The sequence below is a fragment of the Proteus sp. TSJ240517 genome (assembly GCF_047921575.1).
Lineage (GTDB): Bacteria > Pseudomonadota > Gammaproteobacteria > Enterobacterales > Enterobacteriaceae > Proteus.
Window position 1 is genome coordinate 584532 of record NZ_JBLRMH010000002.1, and the last position, 21343, is coordinate 605874.

The 21343-nt window shown below is 40.5% G+C and carries 17 protein-coding genes; 4 read left to right on the top strand and 13 right to left on the bottom strand.

Translation table 11 applies throughout. From position 1 onward, the window contains the following. Window positions 1-172: 172 nt before the first annotated feature. Genes narI through ACNARN_RS06245 form a run of 5 tightly spaced genes read right to left on the bottom strand, consistent with a single transcriptional unit; the run spans window position 173 to window position 8333 of the window. Window positions 173-850: a respiratory nitrate reductase subunit gamma gene (narI, locus tag ACNARN_RS06225; protein ID WP_349442671.1), complete on the bottom strand. Its 678-nt coding sequence runs from the start codon at window positions 848-850 to the stop codon at window positions 173-175. Beyond that, the gene (gene narJ, locus ACNARN_RS06230; RefSeq protein ID WP_167392502.1) at window positions 847-1572 is read right to left on the bottom strand and encodes a nitrate reductase molybdenum cofactor assembly chaperone; all 726 of its coding nucleotides are present in this window, start codon (window positions 1570-1572) and stop codon (window positions 847-849) included. Before narJ ends, narI begins: the two co-directional genes overlap by 4 nt. Next, complete coding sequence (narH, locus tag ACNARN_RS06235) at window positions 1572-3125, bottom strand: nitrate reductase subunit beta (protein ID WP_088493882.1); 1554 nt, start codon at window positions 3123-3125, stop codon at window positions 1572-1574. The genes narJ and narH overlap by 1 nt, the downstream gene beginning before the upstream one ends. Then, window positions 3125-6886, bottom strand: a complete 3762-nt coding sequence (locus tag ACNARN_RS06240) for a nitrate reductase subunit alpha (RefSeq protein WP_416304249.1) — start codon at window positions 6884-6886, stop codon at window positions 3125-3127. Before ACNARN_RS06240 ends, narH begins: the two co-directional genes overlap by 1 nt. Window positions 6887-6938: 52 nt before the next feature. After that, complete coding sequence (locus ACNARN_RS06245) at window positions 6939-8333, bottom strand: NarK family nitrate/nitrite MFS transporter (protein WP_109374295.1); 1395 nt, start codon at window positions 8331-8333, stop codon at window positions 6939-6941. 297 nt (window positions 8334-8630) lie between these two features. On the opposite strand from ACNARN_RS06245, the gene narX reads away from it, so the two are divergent. Next, window positions 8631-10436 carry a nitrate/nitrite two-component system sensor histidine kinase NarX gene (narX, locus tag ACNARN_RS06250; protein ID WP_198619234.1) on the top strand — a complete coding sequence of 602 codons (1806 nt, stop codon included), beginning with the start codon at window positions 8631-8633 and terminating at the stop codon, window positions 10434-10436. 25 nt (window positions 10437-10461) lie between these two features. Next, window positions 10462-11115: a two-component system response regulator NarL gene (narL, locus tag ACNARN_RS06255; protein WP_109374313.1), complete on the top strand. Its 654-nt coding sequence runs from the start codon at window positions 10462-10464 to the stop codon at window positions 11113-11115. Here the strand turns inward: narL and ACNARN_RS06260 are convergent. Beyond that, window positions 11112-12014 carry a LysR family transcriptional regulator gene (locus tag ACNARN_RS06260; RefSeq protein ID WP_198619233.1) on the bottom strand — a complete coding sequence of 301 codons (903 nt, stop codon included), beginning with the start codon at window positions 12012-12014 and terminating at the stop codon, window positions 11112-11114. The two genes, narL and ACNARN_RS06260, sit on opposite strands and share 4 nt — an antisense overlap. A gap of 110 nt (window positions 12015-12124) precedes the next feature. Here ACNARN_RS06260 and ACNARN_RS06265 point away from each other — a divergent pair, with 110 nt between their 5' ends. Continuing rightward, window positions 12125-12565 (top strand): PACE efflux transporter, encoded by a 441-nt coding sequence (locus tag ACNARN_RS06265; protein ID WP_109374292.1) that lies wholly within the window; start codon window positions 12125-12127, stop codon window positions 12563-12565. Between the two features lie 38 nt (window positions 12566-12603). On the opposite strand, the gene ACNARN_RS06270 is transcribed toward ACNARN_RS06265, so the two are convergent. From ACNARN_RS06270 to ACNARN_RS06300, 7 genes are all read right to left on the bottom strand, one after another. After that, window positions 12604-12834, bottom strand: a complete 231-nt coding sequence (locus tag ACNARN_RS06270; protein ID WP_349442668.1) for a hypothetical protein — start codon at window positions 12832-12834, stop codon at window positions 12604-12606. A gap of 104 nt (window positions 12835-12938) precedes the next feature. Then, the gene (locus ACNARN_RS06275; protein ID WP_160229933.1) at window positions 12939-13736 is read right to left on the bottom strand and encodes a sulfite exporter TauE/SafE family protein; all 798 of its coding nucleotides are present in this window, start codon (window positions 13734-13736) and stop codon (window positions 12939-12941) included. 183 nt (window positions 13737-13919) lie between these two features. Continuing rightward, window positions 13920-15665: an acetyl/propionyl/methylcrotonyl-CoA carboxylase subunit alpha gene (locus tag ACNARN_RS06280; RefSeq protein ID WP_349442665.1), complete on the bottom strand. Its 1746-nt coding sequence runs from the start codon at window positions 15663-15665 to the stop codon at window positions 13920-13922. Window positions 15666-15681: 16 nt separating this feature from the next. After that, window positions 15682-17259: a 5-oxoprolinase/urea amidolyase family protein gene (locus tag ACNARN_RS06285; protein WP_198619231.1), complete on the bottom strand. Its 1578-nt coding sequence runs from the start codon at window positions 17257-17259 to the stop codon at window positions 15682-15684. 14 nt (window positions 17260-17273) lie between these two features. Next, on the bottom strand, window positions 17274-18080 hold the full coding sequence (locus ACNARN_RS06290; RefSeq protein ID WP_198619230.1) for a putative hydro-lyase: 807 nt from the start codon (window positions 18078-18080) through the stop codon (window positions 17274-17276). A gap of 2 nt (window positions 18081-18082) precedes the next feature. Continuing rightward, on the bottom strand, window positions 18083-18868 hold the full coding sequence (locus ACNARN_RS06295) for a LamB/YcsF family protein (RefSeq protein ID WP_198630453.1): 786 nt from the start codon (window positions 18866-18868) through the stop codon (window positions 18083-18085). A 13-nt stretch (window positions 18869-18881) separates the two neighbouring features. Then, window positions 18882-20132: an NRAMP family divalent metal transporter gene (locus ACNARN_RS06300; protein WP_160229930.1), complete on the bottom strand. Its 1251-nt coding sequence runs from the start codon at window positions 20130-20132 to the stop codon at window positions 18882-18884. Between the two features lie 469 nt (window positions 20133-20601). On the opposite strand from ACNARN_RS06300, the gene ACNARN_RS06305 reads away from it, so the two are divergent. After that, a complete protein-coding gene (locus ACNARN_RS06305; RefSeq protein WP_198619228.1) occupies window positions 20602-21261 on the top strand; it encodes a GntR family transcriptional regulator in 660 nt (219 codons plus the stop codon). Window positions 21262-21343: the final 82 nt, after the last annotated feature.

Genomic DNA, 21343 nt, shown 5'->3' on the forward strand with positions numbered 1-21343 from the left:
AAGAATTATAAGTGCAACTATTCTTAAATGAATCTAAAGATTATTGCTTTAACCATTCAAATTTTTTGTTCAAGTTTTAAGGGAGAAAAAAGATAAAAAAAACCCCCGCGGGCGGGGGTGAGATAAGCGCAATTAAAAGGTCTCTAATTTACTATCAGGAGATGGGTATTCATTAATGACGATTACGCACAATTTGATAGCGACGAGTTAAGTACTCAACTGGCACGCTCCAAATATGAACTAATCGACAGAATGGGAACAATAAGAAAATCGTCATACCTAAGAAAATGTGCAATTTAAACACGAATGCGACACCTTCAAGATGAGCCGAAGCACCGCCGTGGAAAGTCACTATAGATTGTGCCCAAGCCACCAGCTTCATCATTTCGCTACCATCCATATGTTGTGCTGAGAATGGAATAGTCAGTAAACCTAGCGCTACTTGAATAACCAAAAGCGTTAAGATCATGATGTCACCAAATGAAGATGTAGCTCTAACCCGTGGATTGGTTAAACGGCGTTTTAATAACATCACGCCCCCCACCAGCATTAATACACCACAAGTACCGCCACCGACCATTGCCATAATTTGTTTGTATTCAATAGGCAGGAAAGATTCATACATCCAGTGAGGTGTTAGCATTCCCAGAAAATGACCAGCAAAAATACCGATGATCCCGATATGGAACAAGTTAGAAGCCAATCGCATATTTTTCTTGTCTAACATCTGGCTAGAGCCGGCTCGCCATGTATATTGACCATAGTCGTAACGTAACCAGCTACCGAAAATAAAAACGGCACCAGCAATATAGGGATAGATATCAAAAAATAACATATTGATGTAATTCATTTTTGTGCTCCCGTATCCAACGAATTCCCCACGTTGAGATATTGAACTGTCGTCTCTTGTGCAAAACGGCGCTGATGTTGGCTGATTTTGCCACTGCCACATTGCGTACCTTCGCCAAGAAACGTTACTTGTTCTTCTTCCCACACAGCATCTAATGCAGCAGGTGTATCATCTAAAGGCTCTTTTTCTACTTGAGCAGTCAGTTGTGATGCTTCCAATCCACTTTGTGAGAGGCAAAGCAACACATCAAAGAGCGCGTGATAATCACTGCCTCGTTGTTTCAAACGCTCACCTAACAGCGCCAAAATAGGCGCAATGTTATTTAGCCCTTCAATACAGTCTGTCGTTGGCAGGAGCGTTAAATACTCAAGATAAGTAGGCAAATAGTCAGGAAGTTCACGACTACTTAATGTGATCCCTGCTTGTTGATATTGATTGAGTAGATCAACCATTGCTTGACCACGATCACGAGACTCACCATGAACGTGTTCAAATAACAGTAGTGATCGCGCCCGCCCTCTATCAAAAAGCTCGCTGTAATTGGCTTGCGCATCTAACAACTCTTGTTGCGTTAAGGTATGAATAAATGCCATTAATTTCGCAACTTGAGTCACAGGAAGCTCATCAGCTTCCTGTAATGCATCGATAAGTTCGCCTCGGTTATCCCACAATTCTTGTGTGGGATAATCTAAGAGATGTGAAATGACTTTCAGAGAGATCATTATATTTTCTCCTCTGATCGGCGTTCGTCTTGAGGTGTTCTTGATGTGATATCAATCGCGTCAATACGATGGCTATTAAACAAATTAAATTTGCTATCACTGCCATGACAACCATCACCAAAGCTAAAACCACAACCATTACGTTCTGGGAAAGCTTCTCTTGCAAGTTCACGATGGCTTGATGGAATAACAAAGCGATCTTCATAATTTGCAATAGCTAGATAACGATACATCTCTTGTGCTTGCGCTTCAGTCAAACCTACTTGCTCTAATGCACTTAAGTCTGTTTTGCCTTCTACGGTTTCAGCACGTTTATAATGACGCATCGCTAACATGCGTTTTAATGCTAATAACACAGGTGCAGTATCCCCAGCTGTCAGTAAGTTTGCTAAATACTGAACTGGAATACGTAAGCTTTCTACATCAGGCAGAACGCCTGTATGTGGTAGCACGCCCGCATCAGCAGCAGACTGAATAGGTGACAAAGGTGGTACATACCAAACCATTGGTAAGGTGCGATATTCAGGGTGCAGTGGTAATGCCAGCTTCCAATCCACCGCCATTTTGTAAACAGGTGAACGCTGCGCTGCATCAATCACACTTAATGGAATACCTTGCTCTTCAGCGGCTTTGATCACTTCAGGATCAAATGGATCCAAGAAGATATCTAATTGGCTTTGGTATAAATCTTTTTCATTATCCGCACTGGCGGCTTGTGAAATTTTATCTGCGTCATACAGCATCACACCCAGATAACGAATACGTCCTACACAAGTTTCTGAGCACAGTGTTGGCTGACCGGCTTCAATTCGTGGATAACAGAAAATACATTTTTCTGACTTACCACTTTTCCAGTTGAAGTAGATTTTTTTGTATGGGCATCCGGTTAAACACATGCGCCATCCACGGCATTTATCTTGGTCGATAAGCACAATGCCATCTTCAGCACGTTTATAAATCGCACCACTTGGACATGTTGCAACACAAGCAGGATTTAAGCAGTGTTCACATAAACGTGGTAAATACATCATGAATGTATTTTCAAACTGCCCATACATCTCTTTTTGCATATTGGCGAAGTTTTTATCCGCAGCACGTTTGCTAAATTCGCCACCTAAATCGTCTTCCCAGTTTGGGCCTTTTTCGATTTTGGTCATGCGCTGACCGGTGATCAGCGAACGAGGTCGTGCTGTCGGTAAAGAGCCTTCTGGTGCATTTTTTAAATGCTCATAGTCATAATCAAATGGCTCATAGTAATCATCTAATGCTGGGACATCTGGGTTGGCAAAAATTTTCGATAATAGACCAACACGGTTGCCCATTCTTGGTACCAATTTACCTTTGATATTTTTGATCCAACCGCCTTTCCATTTCTCTTGGTCTTCCCAATTTTGTGGATACCCTGTACCTGGTTTTGTTTCAACGTTATTGAACCATGCGTATTCAACACCTTCACGGCTCGTCCAAACATTTTTACAGGTTACTGAACAGGTATGGCAACCGATACATTTGTCGAGGTTCAGTACCATACCGACTTGTGAACGAATTTTCATTATGCCTTCTCCTGTCCATTCAGGGTCTGTTGATAAGCATCACCTTCACCATCAAGCCAATCAATCTGTTTCATTTTACGCACCACAACAAACTCATCACGGTTAGAGCCCACAGTGCCGTAATAGTTAAAGCTATAAGCCAACTGAGCATATCCACCAATCATATGGGTTGGTTTAGGGCAAACACGCGTCACAGAGTTGTGAATACCACCACGCATTCCTGTTATTTCAGATCCTGGCAGATTTATTTGGCGTTCTTGTGCGTGATACATATAAATCATGCCATCAGGAATACGTTGGCTGACAATCGCTCTCGCCGTTAGCGCACCATTACTGTTGTATGCTTCAACCCAATCGTTATCACTAATTCCCATCTCTTTAGCATCATCTTCACTCAGCCAAACCACAGGGCCACCACGACCAAGCGTTAACATCAGTAAGTTATCGCTATATGTTGAGTGAATACCCCATTTCTGGTGAGGCGTCAGGAAGTTCAGCGCTTTTTCAGGGAAACCATTTGGTTTTTTGCCTTTAACTGCATCAATGGCTTTGGTATCAATTGGTGGACGATAAACCACTAAACTTTCACCATAAGCACGCATCCACTCATGATCTTGATACAATTGCTGACGACCACTTAAAGTACGCCAAGGGATCATCTCATGAACGTTGGTATAACAGGCGTTATAAGAGACGTGCTCATCTTCAAGACCAGACCATGTCGGGCTTGAAATAATCTTACGAGGTTGAGCAACGATATCGCGGAAACGAATTTTTTCGTCTTCTTTTACTTTAGCTAAATGAGTGTGATCGCGTCCTGTCACTTTACTCAGTGCATCCCACGCTTTTACCGCTACTTGACCATTAGTTTCAGGGGCTAAAGAGAGGATAACTTCAGCTGCATCAATTGCTGTTTCAATCGCTGGACGCCCTTTTGCAGCACCTTCATGACGAACACGGTTCAGTTTTTTCAGGAAATCGACTTCTGTTTGTGTATTCCAACTGATCCCTTTACCGCCATTACCCAATTTATCCATTAGAGGGCCTAATGACGTAAAGCGAGCATAGGTATTAGGATAATCACGCTCTACAGGAATAAGATGTGGTGCGGTTTTACCCGGAATAAGGTCACATTCGCCTTTTTTCCAATCTTTCACATCGAAAGGCTGTGCCATTTCAGCGGCTGAGTCATGCTGAATAGGTAATGTCACTAAATCAGTTTCAACCCCTAAATGACCCACACATAATTTAGAGAAGGTTTTAGCGATGCCTTTATAGATTTCCCAGTCTGTTTTAGATTCCCAAGCAGGATCAACCGCGGCTGTTAATGGATGAATAAACGGATGCATATCCGAGGTATTCATATCATCTTTTTCATACCACGTTGCGGTTGGTAAAACGATATCTGAGAAGAGGCAGGTACTTGACATACGGAAGTCTAACGTCACCACTAAATCAACTTTACCTTCACCGCCTTTATCTTGCCATTCCACTTCTTGTGGCTTAACTTGGCCTTGTTCGCCTAAATCTTTACCTTGTAATCCGTTTTCAGTTCCCAGCAAGTATTTCAGTAAATACTCATGTCCTTTACCCGCCGAACCTAACAAGTTAGAACGCCAGATAAATAAATTACGCGGGAAATTTTGTGGGTTATCAGGCTGTTCTGATGCAAAACGAATCTCACCTGACTTCAATGCATTAACGGTATAGTCAGTCGCACTCACACCCGCTTCTTGTGCTTTTTTCGCAATAGACAATGGGTTTAAGTTTAATTGAGGTGCGGAAGGTAACCAGCCCATACGTTCTGAACGCACGTTCATATCGACTAAACTGCCGCTAAAGCGAGATTTATCCGCTAATGGCGATAATAACTCTGTTGGTGATACGGTTTCATAACGCCACTGACTTGAGTGGTTATAGAAAAACGAGGTGCTGTTCATATGACGAGGCGGACGCTGCCAGTCAAGACCAAAGGCTAATGGCAACCAACCAGTTTGCGGGCGCAGTTTTTCTTGTCCAACATAGTGTGCCCAACCACCACCACTTTGACCGACACAACCACAGAAAATCAGCATATTGATAATGCCACGATAAGTCATATCCATGTGATACCAGTGGTTAATACCCGCACCGACAATCACCATTGAACGACCATGTGTTTTTTCTGCGTTATCCGCAAATTCACGCGCTATACGGGTGATATCTTGGCGGCTTACGCCTGTAACTTTTTCAGCCCATGCGGGTGAATATGCTTTGATTTCATCGTAGTTTGACGCACAGTTTTCATCATTTAAACCGCGATCAACACCGTAGTTGGCTAATAATAAGTCATAAACTGTTGTGATGTATTTCTCTTCACCATTCGCAAGTGTAATGCGTTTAGCAGGTAGCTTGTGAACAAGCACATCATCAAGCGCAACACCTTCAAAATATTCGCTTTTAATGCCACCAAAATAAGGGAATGCCACATCAACAATATCATCATGGTTATCTAAAAGACCTAATTGTAAAGTGACATCTTCACCACTTTTACCGTCTTTAGGCTCAAGATTCCATTTAGCCGCGCCTTCCCAACGAAAGCCCATAGAACCTTGAGGAGCAACCAATTGTTGGGTTTGCTCATCAATGGCAATAGTTTTCCATTCTGGGTTTTTCTCCTGATCTAGATTGTTCACTAAATCAGAGGCACGTAACATTCGACCTGCAACTAATTTGCCTGAGTCGTGTTTATCTAACATCACCAACATTGGCATATCAGTGTAAGTGCGCACATAGTTGCGGAAATATTCTGTTTGGCGTTTAACGTGGAATTCGCTAAGAATAACGTGTCCCATCGCCATTGCCATTGCGCTGTCTGTACCTTGTTTTGGGTTTAACCATTGGTCACACAGTTTAGCGATTTCAGCATAATCAGGCGTTACGGCAACTGTTTTAGTGCCTTTATAACGAACTTCGGTAAAGAAGTGCGCATCAGGAGTACGGGTTTGAGGTACGTTAGAACCCCACGCAATCAGATAAGAAGAGTTATACCAGTCGGCTGATTCTGGTACGTCTGTTTGCTCACCCCAAGTCATTGGCGAAGCAGGTGGTAAGTCACAATACCAATCATAGAAACTTAAGCACGCGCCACCAATAAGCGATAAATAACGCGCACCCGCCGCATATGACACCATCGACATAGCAGGAATTGGCGAGAAACCGATAATACGATCAGGACCAAACTCTTTTGCTGTAAACACGTTAGATGCTGCAATGATTTCATTCACTTCTGACCATGAAGAGCGAACAAAACCACCACGACCACGCGCTTGCTTATAGCTTTTGGTTTTTTCTGGCGAGTTAACAATAGAAGCCCATGCATCAACGGGATCGCTATGTTGTGCTTTTGCTTCACGCCATAATTTAACAAGGCGTTTACGTACCATTGGGTATTTAACGCGGTTCGCGCTATATAAATACCATGAATAGCTTGCACCACGAGGACAGCCACGAGGCTCATGATCAGGCAAATCAGGACGTGTACGCGGATAGTCAGTTTGTTGGGTTTCCCATGTGACTAACCCATTTTTGACGTAGATTTTCCAACTACATGAACCTGTACAGTTTACCCCATGAGTAGAACGTACAATTTTGTCATGTTGCCAACGACTGCGATAACCATCTTCCCAGTCACGATTAACATTTAGCTCTTGGCCATGATCCTTTGAAAAGGTATCGCCAAGTTGTTTGAAATAGCGGAATCTATCGAGAAACTTACTCATCAGATACTCTCCCAATGCGCGCGAGCGCTCTCACATTGCGTATAATTCGTCATTATTGTTTATTGTGTTTACGTCCATAGACCAACCAAGTGATCAAGACGCAGGCGATATAAAATAGAACAAAGATTTTCATGGCACCGGCAGGAGAGCCAGTCATAGCCAATGATGTACCAAAGGCTTTAGGAATAAAGAATCCACCAATTGCACCAATGGCAGAGATAAAACCAAGCGCTGCAGCACTTTCTGTTACCGCTTCTTTTTGAGCCGCTTCATCTGTGGCACCTTGGGCTTTCATGCGATCAACAGTGATTTTTCTAAACACCACTGCAATCATTTGGAATGTAGAACCACTGCCTAAACCGGCGGTTAAAAACAGCACCATAAAGACACCGTAGAACGCGATAAACGAACCACCAGCACCGTTTTCAGGTAACGTTAAAAAGAGTAATGCAGAGAATATTGCCATGATGATAAAGTTAATCAGCGTAACTCTAATACCACCAAATTTATCAGAAAGCGCACCACCGACAGGACGTGCTAAAGCCCCTAATAAAGGTCCAAAGAAGGCATAATGCAGAATGACAATATCTGGGAATTGGGTTTTTGATAACATGGCAAAACCCGCAGAGAAACCAATAAATGAACCAAAAGAGCACAGGTATAAAATACTTAATAACCAGAGATGACCCCGTTTTAAAACAGGTAATTGCTGACTTAAAGAGGCTTTATTAGCGGCAAGATCATTCATACCAAACCAAGCAGCAAAGGTAAAAAACAATAAGAAAGGCACCCAAACCCACGCCGCATTTTCTAGCCATAAGTGCGAACCATCAGGTTGAACAACACCGGGGCCACTAAACATTGCAAAAACACCCACACCAATCACTAATGGGGCAATTAATTGCATAACGCTTACGCCAAGATTACCTAATCCACCATTTAATCCTAATGCACCACCTTGACGTGCTTTAGGGAAGAAAAAGCTGATGTTTGCCATACTTGATGCAAAGTTTGCACCTGCGAAACCACATAATAGTGAAATCACAATAAAGGTTGAGTAAGACGTTGTGGTGTCTTGCACTGCAAAACCAAGCCAAATACAAGGAATGATCAGAAATACGGTACTGATCGCAGTCCAACGACGGCCACCAAAGATAGGAATAACAAATGAATAAGGAACGCGTAAAATAGCGCCAGAAACAGAAGGTAGTGCCGTCAGCATAAATAGCTGATCTGTGGTAAAGTTAAAACCGACTTTGTTCAAATTTACTGCAACTGCACTAAAAAGCATCCATACGCAGAATGATAAGAGTAAACAAGGAACAGAAATCCATAAATTGCGTGAAGCGATCTTTTGACCAGTTTTTTCCCAAAAAGCTTTATCTTCAGGATGCCAATCTTCGATCACCCCTTTTCTCATTTTTTCTGGGTGTTGAGTGAGTGCCATAACAACCTCGATTAACGGTTAGATTGGCACCTTTTTACGATTAGAATTGTTAATTAGTCATGATCTGCATCAAGCAAAGATTTGTTTGATTTTTAAGCTAAAATCGTTCTTTACACCTAAGTATTAATAGGGTTATCCTTTATTTTTCATTTTAAATTAATAAGTTAAATTAAAACCGCTATAATTTACAAGTGAAATTACCTCCATAAGATATTTAGGGGTAATACTTTAGTAGTATATGACATTTGATGCCTTTTTAAGGCAAGATAGTGCCTGAATAAATTTGGAAAAATAGCGATGAGTACTCATAAAATCCAATGGCATTACCGTTTTTCAATTATTAATCAAATCGCAATATTAATGTTACTTTTCACCCTATTGGGTGTTGTGGGTATGGCGGTTTCTAACCATATTATTTTAAGTGTGCAAGGTAATGCCCATGCGATTAATAAATCAGGCTCTTTGCGTATGCAGAGCTATCGCTTGTTATCTGCTTTACCCCTAGATGAACAACATCGTTATTATCTTCACGAATTAGAAACCGACTTAGACAGTAGTGAATTACTTCAAGTCTTAAGCAATGAATCGCTACAATCACAATATGCTCAATTAAATACTTACTGGAAAGATACCTTAAAACCAACATTGCTCTATGCAAAACAACGTGATGATGCAAAAGAAGAAGTTATCTTTTTTGTTTCTCAACTCGATAAGTTAGTGTTAAGTATAGACCAGCTAACAGAGCAAAAAATAAGGATGGTGGCTTATACCCAGCTAATTTTTACTGCGCTCACTCTGTTATTACTGTTTGGCTCTGTTTGGCATTTTCGCCGTCGTTTATTACATCCTTGGCAACAATTAATGGCGATGGCGAATTCGATTGGTCATGGTGATTTTTCAGCACGTTTTCATCAGCGCGCACACCATGATGAAATTGCCACATTGGGTATCGCACTCAATACCATGTCAGAAGAGCTTTCTACGCTGTATAGTGAATTAGAAAAAAGAGTGGTCGAAAAAACGCACGACTTACAACAGAAAAATAAAGTGCTCTCTTACCTCTATCATTCAAGCCAGCAGTTACACTCCCCCGCACCGCTGTGTGCTCGATTAAGACAGATATTATTTGAGCTTCAACAAATTATTCCTAATGCGTATTTGCAGATACGCTTATATGAAGATAATCATCACACACTGTTTAATGAAATTAGTTTAGCGCCTCAATCACGCCCGCATCATTGCCCTGATCAGCAATGTGAACGTTGTGAAGATAATACGCCAATAGCAACTTTGCTAAATAGTGAGTTATTACATTGGGAATTAGCCGATCAAATCCATCGTTATGGCTTGTTTGTTATGCAGTTACCTGAAAATACGGTTTTAACGGATGAACAAAATAACTTAATGCTATTACTGACAAAACAAATTTCAGCCATGCTGGCAATGGAACAACAAAACGAGCAACAGCAACAGCTTCTATTAATGGATGAGCGTTCGGCAATTGCTCGCGAATTACATGACTCTATTGCCCAATCACTTTCCTGTTTAAAAATGCAAGTCAGCTATTTGCAAATGCAGTCAGAAACCTTACCCGATAATTGCCAAAAACTACTCAAAGAAATGCGTGAAGAGCTTAATGTGGCTTATCGCCAATTAAGAGAACTGTTAACCACGTTTCGCTTAAAACTGACTGAACCAGGATTACTTGCTGCGTTAGAAAGTACATTAACTGAATTTAATCAACGCCTTGGTTTTGCTATTAATTTTGACTATCAATTACCTGCAAAATGCGTAAATTCGCATCAAGGCATTCATGTGGTTCAAATTGTGCGTGAAGCGTTAAATAATATTTTACAACATGCCAATGCCAACTGGGCGGAAGTCTCTTTATCACTTGATAATGGCATGGTTGAGCTAAAAATTAATGATAATGGTGAAGGAATTAGCCCTAACCCTGAAAAATTAAATCATTATGGTCTTATTATTATGCGTGAACGCGCAAATAGCCTAAATGGTTCTTATACTATAAAAGTACGCGAACAGGGCGGTACTCAAGTGTTTGTTAAATTTCCATTAATAACTACTCATAAAGACCCTGTCTAAATTGGAGCAAGTCGTAATGAATAATATGGGATCCTCCACAGAAAAAGCGACAATTTTACTCATTGATGATCACCCGATGCTACGCAATGGTGTAAAACAACTTTTAAGTCTTGATACAACACTAACTGTCGTTGGGGAAGCGGGAGATGGTATTCAAGGTGTGAAACTAGCTGAAGAGTTAGATCCTGACTTAATCTTACTCGATCTGAATATGCCAGGAATGAATGGTTTTGAAACACTTGATCAACTGCGATTAAAGTCGTTATCAGGTCGGATCGTCGTGTTTAGTGTATCAAACTACAGTGATGATTTAGTCACCGCCTTAAAACGTGGTGCTGATGGTTATCTTTTAAAAGATATGGAGCCAGAAGAATTGCTTGCGGCTCTTAAACAAGCTGCCGCAGGGAAAATGGTCGTCAGCCCTACGTTAACCCCTATTTTGGCCGAGTCATTACGAGAAGATCGTTCTGAAGGTGAGCGAGATATTGAACAACTCACCCCGCGTGAACGCGATATTTTAAAGCTGATCGCGCAAGGGCTATCAAATAAAATGATCGCACGTAAGCTTGATATCACTGAAAGTACGGTCAAAGTACACGTCAAACATCTACTGAAAAAAATGAAGCTAAAATCTCGTGTTGAAGTTGCCGTTTGGGTTCATCAACAACGTGTAGATTAATCAAAATTAGGTACGATGGGCTGGTGAGTATTCATCAGCTCAACTAACTCTTTTGCCCCTTTTTGTAACGACTCCCCTTTTAGCCACATAGCATGAATAGGTAATCGCAACTCATTTTTGGTATTTTTAAACTGAAGCTGCTTGAGCTTACCTTTTTGTAATTGGGTATAAATCAGTGAATACGGTAAATTCCCCCAGCCCATTCCCGCTTCAACCATACCTAATGCCATTTGAAAACTATCAGTTTGCCAATAATTCGTTGCCACTAAAGAGCGTACATCACGTAATTCCTGAGTATGACTGGCAATAATGATTTGGCGAACATTCACTAAATCTTCAATAAATACACCTGCGGGGTGAGCAAGAGCTATATGGCTGGCTGATATTGTTGCAACAAGTGATTCAGAACCTAAATATTGAAATTGCTCATCACCATTAACATACATTCCACCATAAACTAAGCAGAGCTGTATTTTACGCGCATGTAGCATTTCAATTATGTCATCTTGTGCAGCTGTTATCACATTCACATTAAGTAACGGATAACGTTGCGTTAATTCAGATAACGCAGGTAATAAATAATCAGGATTAATATCAGCCGCAACACCAATATTTAAGACACTTTCGAGATCCATCGAAAGCTCTTGTGCATGCACTTGTAATAATTTTAATTGCTCAGCAATCATTCGGGCATGGGGTTCAAGTGCTTTGGCTTTTTCTGTGGGCTGTGGCTCTCGTGATGAACGCTCAAAAAGTGCATAACCTAATTCAGCTTCCATATTCGCAATTGCCATACTGACTGCTGATGGAACGCGTTTTAATGAACGTGCAGCCGCAGAGAAAGATCCCTTATCCATCACGGCTAAAAATATCGCAATATGTTCACTTGAGAACTGCATGTTCACTCCTGATGTTTCAGTCAAATTGATACTAGCTAACTTTTTCTATCATTCTTACTGATTTATCTTACGATGCTTAACGACACAGATCCACAGAAAAAGAGAGCACAATGCAAGGTATCAAACGAAAAATTGTCTACGTGACAGCTTATGAAATTTTTGGCTGGGTTATTTCATCAGTCGGGCTTGCACTTTTGGCTGATAGCTCAACAGCAGTAACTGGCCCATTAGCGCTTGTGATCACAACAATCGCGGTGAGTTGGAATTTTATTTATAACTGTCTATTTGAATTTTGGGAGAGTCGGCAGGTTTCAAGAATTCGAACATTTAGACGTCGCCTAGTACATGCGATTGGGTTTCAGCTAACACTGGTGCTCTATTTAATTCCGTTAATAGCATGGTGGCTTAATGTTTCGTTATGGCAAGCGTTAGTGATGGACTTTGCACTGATCATCATCATCCCTTGTTATACCTTCGTTTATAACTGGGTATTTGACAAAGTGTTTGGCTTACCAAAATCTGCATTACCTGAAAATGCGCCCGCTGCCTAAGCAACAAATTAAGTAAAGAGAGTGATCCCAATAACGGATCACTCTTTAACAGGATAGATATCTTCTAACGCAAATTGTTCAATACCCCCCTCTAACTCGCAACGACCTAAACCAATATTTTTGTCATCAGCTGTCATTCTTCTTAGTAATTTACCTGTCACTTGGGAAAGCGTTGGATCAATTTCAATCACACGGTAATACTCTTTCATATAACTCTCTTCACCCAGCGCCATATAAACTAAAAACTCATCACCTGTTTTAATGTTCATCTCGTTTTTACTTACTCTTAATAGTTAATCTAATGATGATAGAATAAGTTTAGTCTAACTAAAGGTAATAAGAGAAAGATTGACTCACTCGATATTACATTAAGTTAATTTATTAATTTCCAACTCATCATAATGATGCTGATCAGAATAAAAGACAGTGTTAAATATTGGAAAAAACGCTCTGATAAATACACAAGTAAATAGCGTGCTAATGGAATAGAGAGTAATGAGCCTAAGCAAAGAATAAGTGCCGTGTGAACATCGGTATAACCACCAGCACTATAAGCGATAGCTGATCCACCAGAAAGGATCGTGGTAATAAAAATAGAAGTGCCGATTGCCTCTTTAATCCCCATTTGTGCAAAACGCATTAACACAGGCAACACCACTAATCCCCCTCCTACGCCAGTTGCACCAAGTACAAACCCAGCACTTACTCCCGGCACAAATAAGGAAGAAAAAGTAACAGAAGAAGGTGCCGATAAAGGGCTCAAAGGAGCTGAAAGTGATGATTTTCTTATCATTCGCTGTAAAAATAAGATCAGCGAAAATACAATAGCCACAATCATTAAGATATTAATTGCAGATTCAACACGAGCATAATATTGAGGTTGTGATCCCAACCATGTCACGCCATAACTCGCTAAAAATGTCGCAGGAAACATGATCCCCAAAATCAATAGTGCAGGTTTTAATGGAATATTGCCTAAACGAAAATGGATATAAGAAGATGAGAGTTTCATTAGCATAGAAAGTAAATTTGCTGTCGCAACTGCCGCTAGTGCATTCATACCAAAAAGATAAATAAGAACTGGCAATAAAATAACACCACCGCCAACACCCGTTGTTGTAATAACTAACCCTATCGTAGCGCCAATAAGCAGTTGTGTTACAAGCAACATCTTATTTCCTTTTTGCTCAAAATTTCACAAGCTTCGATTATAGGCAAAATAACTTATAACCAAAAGGAATTAGATATAACAAATAGGAATATAAATTTCATTGTTATAAAAAAGCTCCTTAATATGAGGTTTATTCATATTAAAGAGCTAACTTTGAAAAAAGATATTTTATTGATTAATCAGTTAGTTAATTTCAGCCAAAATGGTTTCTGCTGAAAAATAATCACCTGTTTTCGCTTTTTGCAGTAACACACCATTACGAGAAGCCACAACCTGAACTTCCATTTTCATGGCTTCCATAATAGCAATGACATCGCCTTCTTTGACTTTGTCGCCATCAGATAAAACCCAGCTATGTAATACACCAGAAATAGGTGCAGTGACGGCTTTTTCATTCTCTTCTTTCTCATGGCTCGCACCGATTGCTGTCGGTATTACCGCAGAGAGAGAAAGTAATTGAGCAGGTAAAGCTAATTCGTGACGACGACCATCAATTTCAATAAAAGTACGTACTAGCTCTTCATTTTTTGCCTGTGTGCTACGAGGGAAATGGGTATTTTTTGCCTGAAAATCAGTTTCAATCCAACGAGTATGCACTTTAAAGTTTTTAGTAAAATCAGTATGCTCCATCATTTCACAATGGAAAGGCAATACACTTGCCACGCCTTCAATTTTAAATTCAGCTAATGCTCGACGAGCACGAGAAATAGCTTGTTCACGCGTTGCCCCAGTGACGATTAATTTCGCCATCATGGAATCAAATTGACGTGAAACCTGATTATTTTCAGCAACACCACTATCTACACGAATACCTGGACCTGAAGGCTGAGAGAAATGCGTAATTAAACCCGGTGTTGGCAAAAAGCCTTTGGCGGGATCTTCTGCATTGATCCTAAATTCAAAAGAGTGACCGCGTGGAACGGGGGTTTTATCAATACTTAGTGGTAAACCTTCCGCAATACGTAATTGCTCAATCACTAAATCAATACCTGCGGTTTCTTCGGTAACTGGGTGCTCAACTTGTAAACGCGTATTTACTTCAAGAAAAGAGATAGTCCCATTAGCACTTAATAAAAATTCAACTGTACCTGCGCCCACATAGCCCGCTTTAGCGCAAATATCTTTAGCTGATTGGTGAATACGTTCACGTTGTTCATCTGTTAAATAAGGTGCTGGTGCTTCTTCAATTAACTTCTGATTACGACGTTGTAATGAACAGTCTCGCGTTCCTACAACCACAACGTTACCCAGTTTATCTGCAATAATTTGCGCTTCGATATGGCGAGGTTTATCTAAGAATTGTTCGACATAACATTCACCACGTCCAAAAGCTGTTACAGCTTCTCGTACTGCTGAATGATAAAGCTCTTCAATCTCTTCCATTTTATGGGCGATTTTTAAACCTCGACCTCCACCACCAAAAGCAGCTTTAATGGCAACGGGTAGACCATATTGTTTAGCAAAATCTAGAACCTCTTTGGCATCATTAACAGGATCAGCCGTACCATTTACAAGAGGAGCACCAACAGATTGTGCAATTTTGCGAGCTTTCACTTTGTCGCCAAGTACTTCTATCGTTTCTGGGTTAGGGCCGATCCAAATAAATCCCGCGTCTTGTACCGCTTTTGCAAAGTCAGCTCGTTCAGAAAGAAAACCGTAACCGGGATGGATCATCGTGGCATTGGCTTTATGGGCAATATCAATAATTTTATTAATATCTAGATAGCTCTCTTTCGGCAAATTACCATTGAGCCCATAAGCTTCATCAGCAAGACGAACGTGCAGTGCATCAATATCATCATTGGCATAAATAGCGATGGAAGTCGCGCCATAGTCCTGACAAGCTCGAATAATACGAACAGCGATTTCGCCTCTGTTGGCAATCAGTACTCTATGCTTCACTCGTTGTTTTTGGTTAATTGTTGTCATGAGTGGCATTCTCCTATCAATATTCTTGAAATTCGGTAATTGGATTAAAACGAATTTTAGCGTTAACAGGGATCTGCCCTGCGAGTGGTAAGTGATATTCAGCAACAGCGCCGATAACAGGGTATCCTCCTGTTAAAGGGTGATCGTTAAGGAACAAAACAGGTTGCCCATTAATCGGAACTTGAATTGCACCAATGCAAGTGCCTTCGCTCGATAGCTCTTGTTGTTGCTCTCGTGCCAGAGGTATTTCGCCCAACAGACGTAACCCAATACGATTAGACTGTGGTGTCACTTGCCATAATTGAGACGTTAACGTCTTTATTGCATCCGTTGTAAACCAGTCTGTACGAGGGCCTAGAACAACATCCAGCGTAACGATATCGCCTTGTTTTGGCAGTGTTGATGTAGGTTGTTCCTCAGCAATAATCCCATTTAGCGTACTTTCGTGATTAAGATGAAGCACGTCACCTTCTTGTAAAGCATTAGGACCAATTTGCGCTAAAGTATCAAACGCATGGCTGCCTAAAACCGCTGGTAATTCAAAACCACCTCTAACGGCTAGATAACTACGTACACCCGCTTTTGGCATACCTAAAATAATTTCATCACCACAACGAACATCTATAGGCTGATAACCTGATAAATATTCGCCCTCACCCGATTCATGTTTTAATAAAATAGAACAATCTGCACCGGTTAATGCAATCACACAGTCTTGTCGTGCTTTAAGCGTCAATCCACCTTGCGTTATTTCAAGCGCCACAAATGAGATAGGATTACCCACTAGACGATTAGCTGCATGTAAGGCTGGCTTATCGAGTGCACCTGAAGCAGATACGCCCATTGATGCCGCACCAATACGCCCTTCATCTTGAAATAAAGTTTGTAGCCCCGCTGAAATGACATATAACCCTTTATCATTTAACGAGAGCTGGGAAGCTACTGCTGATTTTTTCTCAGGTAATGAAACTGTTACTGGGGATTTTTGGGCATCAACAAAATGCACTTCATTACCTGGTAATAAAAAGGCAGGTTGTTCACGAGAAAGATCCCACATTTTTATTTCTGTGGTGCCAATTAATTGCCAACCACCTGGGCTTTGTTGTGGATAAACACCACTAAACTCACCGGCTAATCCGACAGATCCAGCAGGAATTCGTGTGCGAGGTGTTTTACGGCGAGGCACATAGAGCTGCGTTTCATCGGCAATCAAATAAGCAAAACCTGGGGCGAAACCAGTGAATGCAACCTGATAGGTTTGTTCTGTGTGCCTGCGGATCACCTCATTGGTAGCGATCCCTAATAATTCAGCGACCTCATTAAGATCTTCACCTTGATAATGAACAGGGATCGTTAATGATTGTGTTTGACGAGCTGATATCGCTTTGACTTCTAATTGTCGAAGCTGACACACAAGTTCTTCAGCCGTGATTAGCCACGGCGTATAGTGAATTAAGAGTGTTTTTGCCGCGGGTACAATATCTTGAATAGCAGCAATATTCGCTTGTTTGACAGATTCATACAATGCGAGCGTCTCTTTCAAAGAAGAAAGCTCAACTAATAAGTGAGATAAATTAACGGGTAAAAAGCGCAAAGTATCTTCCTCCTTTATACGTGATAAGCCGCATCAGGCACATCCGTAATAAACATATGTCCCGGAGAATGACTTAAGGCGAAAGGTACACCTGAACGCATAACTGCCGCTTGTGGAGTTACACCGCAAGCCCAAAATACAGGGATTTCACCTTGTTCAATTCTTACTGGAGAACCAAAATCGGGTGACATAATGTCTTTAATACCCAGCGCTTCTGGTGAACCGATATGAACCGGAGCACCATGTACAGAAGGAAATCGACCACTGATCATTACAGCATCAGCAACTCGGTCAGCAGGAATAGGACGCATCGAAACCACTAACTCGCCTTCTAATCGCCCAGCAGGGCGACATAAGCGATTCGTTTTATACATCGGAACATTGCTGTTATCTGTGATATGGCGGATTTCAATGCCCGCTTCTAACATTGGCGTTTCAAATGTGAAACTACAGCCAATAAGGAAAGTGACTAGATCCGGATGCTGTGCCCAAATCTCAGTGGCATCCGTAATTTCATCAACTAATTTGCCATCTTCCCAAACACAGTAACGGGGAATATCAGTGCGTAGATCAGCGTCTTTTGCTAAAACAGTGCGATAACTTCCTGATTCACACACATCTAAAATAGGGCAACTTTTTGGATTACGTTGAGCATAAAGCAGAAAATCAAATGCCCAATCACGCGGCAAACTAATCATATTAGCTTGTGTCATTCCTTTTGCCATACCCGCTGTTGGAATATCCAAACCATTGCGAATGGCAAGTCGAGCTTCTTGTGCTTTTGTGATTGCCTCAGGTGTTGCCTTCATTAAATAAGTCATTTTTACACCTCATTGTTCAGTGAAGAAGGGGCAAAAGGCTTAATGCTAACACCATGATTAATTAAAATTTCTTTTACACTTTTGGCAAGAGCTACAGCATCTGGGCTATCACCATGAACACAAATAGAATCAGCCTGTATCGTGGTAAAAATACCTTCTATAGATTCAATTCCACCTTCTTGCACAAGGCGTAACATGCGTTGTGCAACAAGTTTGGGATCATGTAAAACGGCACCCTCTTTTTTGCGAGAAACTAATGTGCCATCAGAATGATAAGCTCTATCTGCAAAGGCTTCAGCAATCACTCGAAGCCCCTTTTCCTTTGCAAGTTCAATAAGGGGTGATCCGGCTAAAGCAACTAATATAAGTTGTGGATCGATGGAGAGGATCGCATCAATAACAGCAAGTGCTTGACGTTTATCATGAGCAATAGTGTTATAAAGCGCGCCATGAGGCTTAACATAAGTCACACTCATTCCAACCGCTTTAGCTAATCCTTGTAATGCACCTATTTGATAAATCACATCTGCGGTTAATTCATCACTGGCGATATCCATATTACGGCGACCAAAACCCACTAAATCAGGATAAGCGACGTGTGCCCCTATCGCGACATTGTGTTGTTTCGCTGCTTTTAATGTTTTTAAAATTCCATCTGGTGAACCTGCATGAAAGCCACAAGCAATATTTGCACTACTGACAATTCCAAGCACTGCATCATCATTGCCCATTGTCCATTGACCGAAGCTTTCACCTAAATCACTGTTTAAATCGACTGCTTTTATCATCGTTATTATTCTCTTAAGCAATGTTGAGGTAGTTGAAAATAGCACCCACGGACATAATGCCCATATACCAAGTCAGCGCACAGACAAAAATACCTGACCACAGTAGCCATGCAGGATATTTATAACCATTCATGAGATCTTGGCGGCGCCATGCAACAAAAATGAAAAGTGTCATACCAATAGGTAAAATGAGTCCATTAAAACCACCGGCAAAGACTAATAATGCAGCCGGTGCAGTTCCCATTACCATATAAATGGCGAGTGAAATAGCGATGAAAATAATGGTTGCGATATTACGTTGACGCTCAGTAACACCTTCTTTAAATACAGTAATAAATGACATTGAGGTATAAGCAGCACCAATCACACTCGTTAATGCAGCAGCCCATAAAATAAGACCAAAGATGCGTAATCCAGTTAAACCCGCTGCATGTTGAAATGCTTGAGAAGCTGGATTTGCTGCATGGCTAGAAATATCTAATGTTACGCCACTGGCAACCACACCTAAAATGGCAAGGAACAGGATATAGCGCATTAATCCAACGACTAAAATTCCCTTGGTTGCAGCGCTTGATACCGCATCAATGTTCTCAATCCCCGTTGTTCCTTTATCAAGGAGACGGTGAGCCCCCGCATAACAGATATAACCGCCTACGGTCCCACCAACAATTGTAGTGATCGTAGCGAAGTTAATTGCATCAGGTAAAACAGTTTGTCTTAATGCTTCACCTACTGGAGGATTAGACGCAATCATGACAAAAACCGTCAGTAGGATCATAACGATACCAAGAACAATGATCATACGATCAATAAAGTTACTGGCTTTGCGTGATGAGAAAATATAGATCGCAAGTAAAGCACTTAAGATCCCTCCCCATTTAGGATCTAGACCAACCATTGCATTAAGCCCTAAGCCAGCACCTGCAATGTTACCCACGTTAAATACTAAGCCGCCAAAAATAACTAATACAGCAAGTAAGTAGCCACTGCCAGGTATTGCTTTGTTAGCAATATCTGAAGCTCGCATGTTGGTAACCGTGATCACTCGCCAGATACTTTGCTGAACAACATAGTCGATGATGATTGATGCCAAAATACCAAACGCAAATGCGGCTCCCATAGTGGCAGTAAAGGTTGCAGTTTGAGTAATAAAACCTGGCCCAATTGCTGACGTTGCCATTAAAAAAATGGCAGCTATCAGAGAAGAACGTCTATTTTTTATAAACGTATTTGATGTTGTATTTGCAGTGTCTTGTGTAGCCATGAGCTACCCCCTTTATCATCATTATTTTAATTATTATTACTAAGGCAATTAGCGTGCCATTGTTGAGCATGAATACGTAATTGTTAATCACCTGATATTAGATTGTTGAACAATTAATAATAATAGATGAATAAATAAGCAAATAGATTTAAATATGGGATGATAAAAGTGCAAACAAGATCGCATTTTTAACATTTTATTGACAATTATGACTCGTTAATTAGTCATGAATATGCACTTAAATGAGGCATAAAAAGATCAAATGCACAAAAATAGTGCGCTAATATAGAAGGAAAAATATGTTTAATCACTAAAATATCGTAAGGAAAAATTAATTTTTTTTGATGGAAATAAATAGAAAGTTATATTCGATACAGTGAGAAGTACGACAGAGTGGCATAATAGAGGTTATATATTACAAAACACACTGATAGAATAGACGCTTCTATTAAGCTAATAGCAGAAGATAATGCAGAAAAAAACATCTCCACAAATTCTTTCTCAAAAAGTTGCAAATATTATTCGGCAAAAAATCACTATTGGAGAATTACCTCCTGGCGAAAGATTGTCAGAAACTGCATTAAGTGAAACGCTAGAAATATCGCGTAATACTTTAAGAGAGGTTTTCCGCGTTCTTACCCAAGAAGGGCTTTTGACTTATAAACCTAATCGTGGTGTTTTTGTTTCTGTACCAGATATGGCAAGTATCATGGATATTTATCGTGTAAGACGATTAATTGAATGTGATGCTCTACGACATTCTTATCCCATGCATCCCGCTATTGTTAGAATGCAAGATAGTGTTAATCAAGCAAAAATTTTTCAAGAACAACAAGATTGGAACGGTGTAGGAACCTGCAATATGCACTTTCATACCGCGATTGTTGAGCTTTCAGATAGTCCTAGACTGTTTAAACAATACCAACTTATTCTAGCTGAATTACGTTTAGCATTTGGCTTACTCAATGATCCTCAATTACTACACGCACCTTATATTGAAAAAAATGAACAGATTTTAATGCTGTTGATGGATGGAAAAGCACAAGAAGCAGCAACAGCAATGGAAGACTATTTAGAAATTTCAGAAAGAACAGTACTCGCTGCATTTTCTCGTCATAACTTTTGTTAAAAGATCATAAAAAATGCCCTAATTTAGGGCATTTTTATATTCAGAATTTAGAATAATATTTAAAATTCACTGATTTTTGATC

Bases quoted from the DNA above. Each gene is read 5' to 3' on its own strand.
- narI (WP_349442671.1), bottom strand. From the start codon at position 850: ATGAATTACATCAATATGTTATTTTTTGATATCTATCCCTATATTGCT.
- narJ (WP_167392502.1), bottom strand. From the start codon at position 1,572: ATGATCTCTCTGAAAGTCATTTCACATCTCTTAGATTATCCCACACAA.
- narH (WP_088493882.1), bottom strand. From the start codon at position 3,125: ATGAAAATTCGTTCACAAGTCGGTATGGTACTGAACCTCGACAAATGT.
- ACNARN_RS06240 (WP_416304249.1), bottom strand. From the start codon at position 6,886: ATGAGTAAGTTTCTCGATAGATTCCGCTATTTCAAACAACTTGGCGAT.
- ACNARN_RS06245 (WP_109374295.1), bottom strand. From the start codon at position 8,333: ATGGCACTCACTCAACACCCAGAAAAAATGAGAAAAGGGGTGATCGAA.
- narX (WP_198619234.1), top strand. From the start codon at position 8,631: ATGAGTACTCATAAAATCCAATGGCATTACCGTTTTTCAATTATTAAT.
- narL (WP_109374313.1), top strand. From the start codon at position 10,462: ATGGGATCCTCCACAGAAAAAGCGACAATTTTACTCATTGATGATCAC.
- ACNARN_RS06260 (WP_198619233.1), bottom strand. From the start codon at position 12,014: ATGCAGTTCTCAAGTGAACATATTGCGATATTTTTAGCCGTGATGGAT.
- ACNARN_RS06265 (WP_109374292.1), top strand. From the start codon at position 12,125: ATGCAAGGTATCAAACGAAAAATTGTCTACGTGACAGCTTATGAAATT.
- ACNARN_RS06270 (WP_349442668.1), bottom strand. From the start codon at position 12,834: ATGAACATTAAAACAGGTGATGAGTTTTTAGTTTATATGGCGCTGGGT.
- ACNARN_RS06275 (WP_160229933.1), bottom strand. From the start codon at position 13,736: ATGTTGCTTGTAACACAACTGCTTATTGGCGCTACGATAGGGTTAGTT.
- ACNARN_RS06280 (WP_349442665.1), bottom strand. From the start codon at position 15,665: ATGACAACAATTAACCAAAAACAACGAGTGAAGCATAGAGTACTGATT.
- ACNARN_RS06290 (WP_198619230.1), bottom strand. From the start codon at position 18,080: ATGACTTATTTAATGAAGGCAACACCTGAGGCAATCACAAAAGCACAA.
- ACNARN_RS06295 (WP_198630453.1), bottom strand. From the start codon at position 18,868: ATGATAAAAGCAGTCGATTTAAACAGTGATTTAGGTGAAAGCTTCGGT.
- ACNARN_RS06300 (WP_160229930.1), bottom strand. From the start codon at position 20,132: ATGGCTACACAAGACACTGCAAATACAACATCAAATACGTTTATAAAA.
- ACNARN_RS06305 (WP_198619228.1), top strand. From the start codon at position 20,602: ATGCAGAAAAAAACATCTCCACAAATTCTTTCTCAAAAAGTTGCAAAT.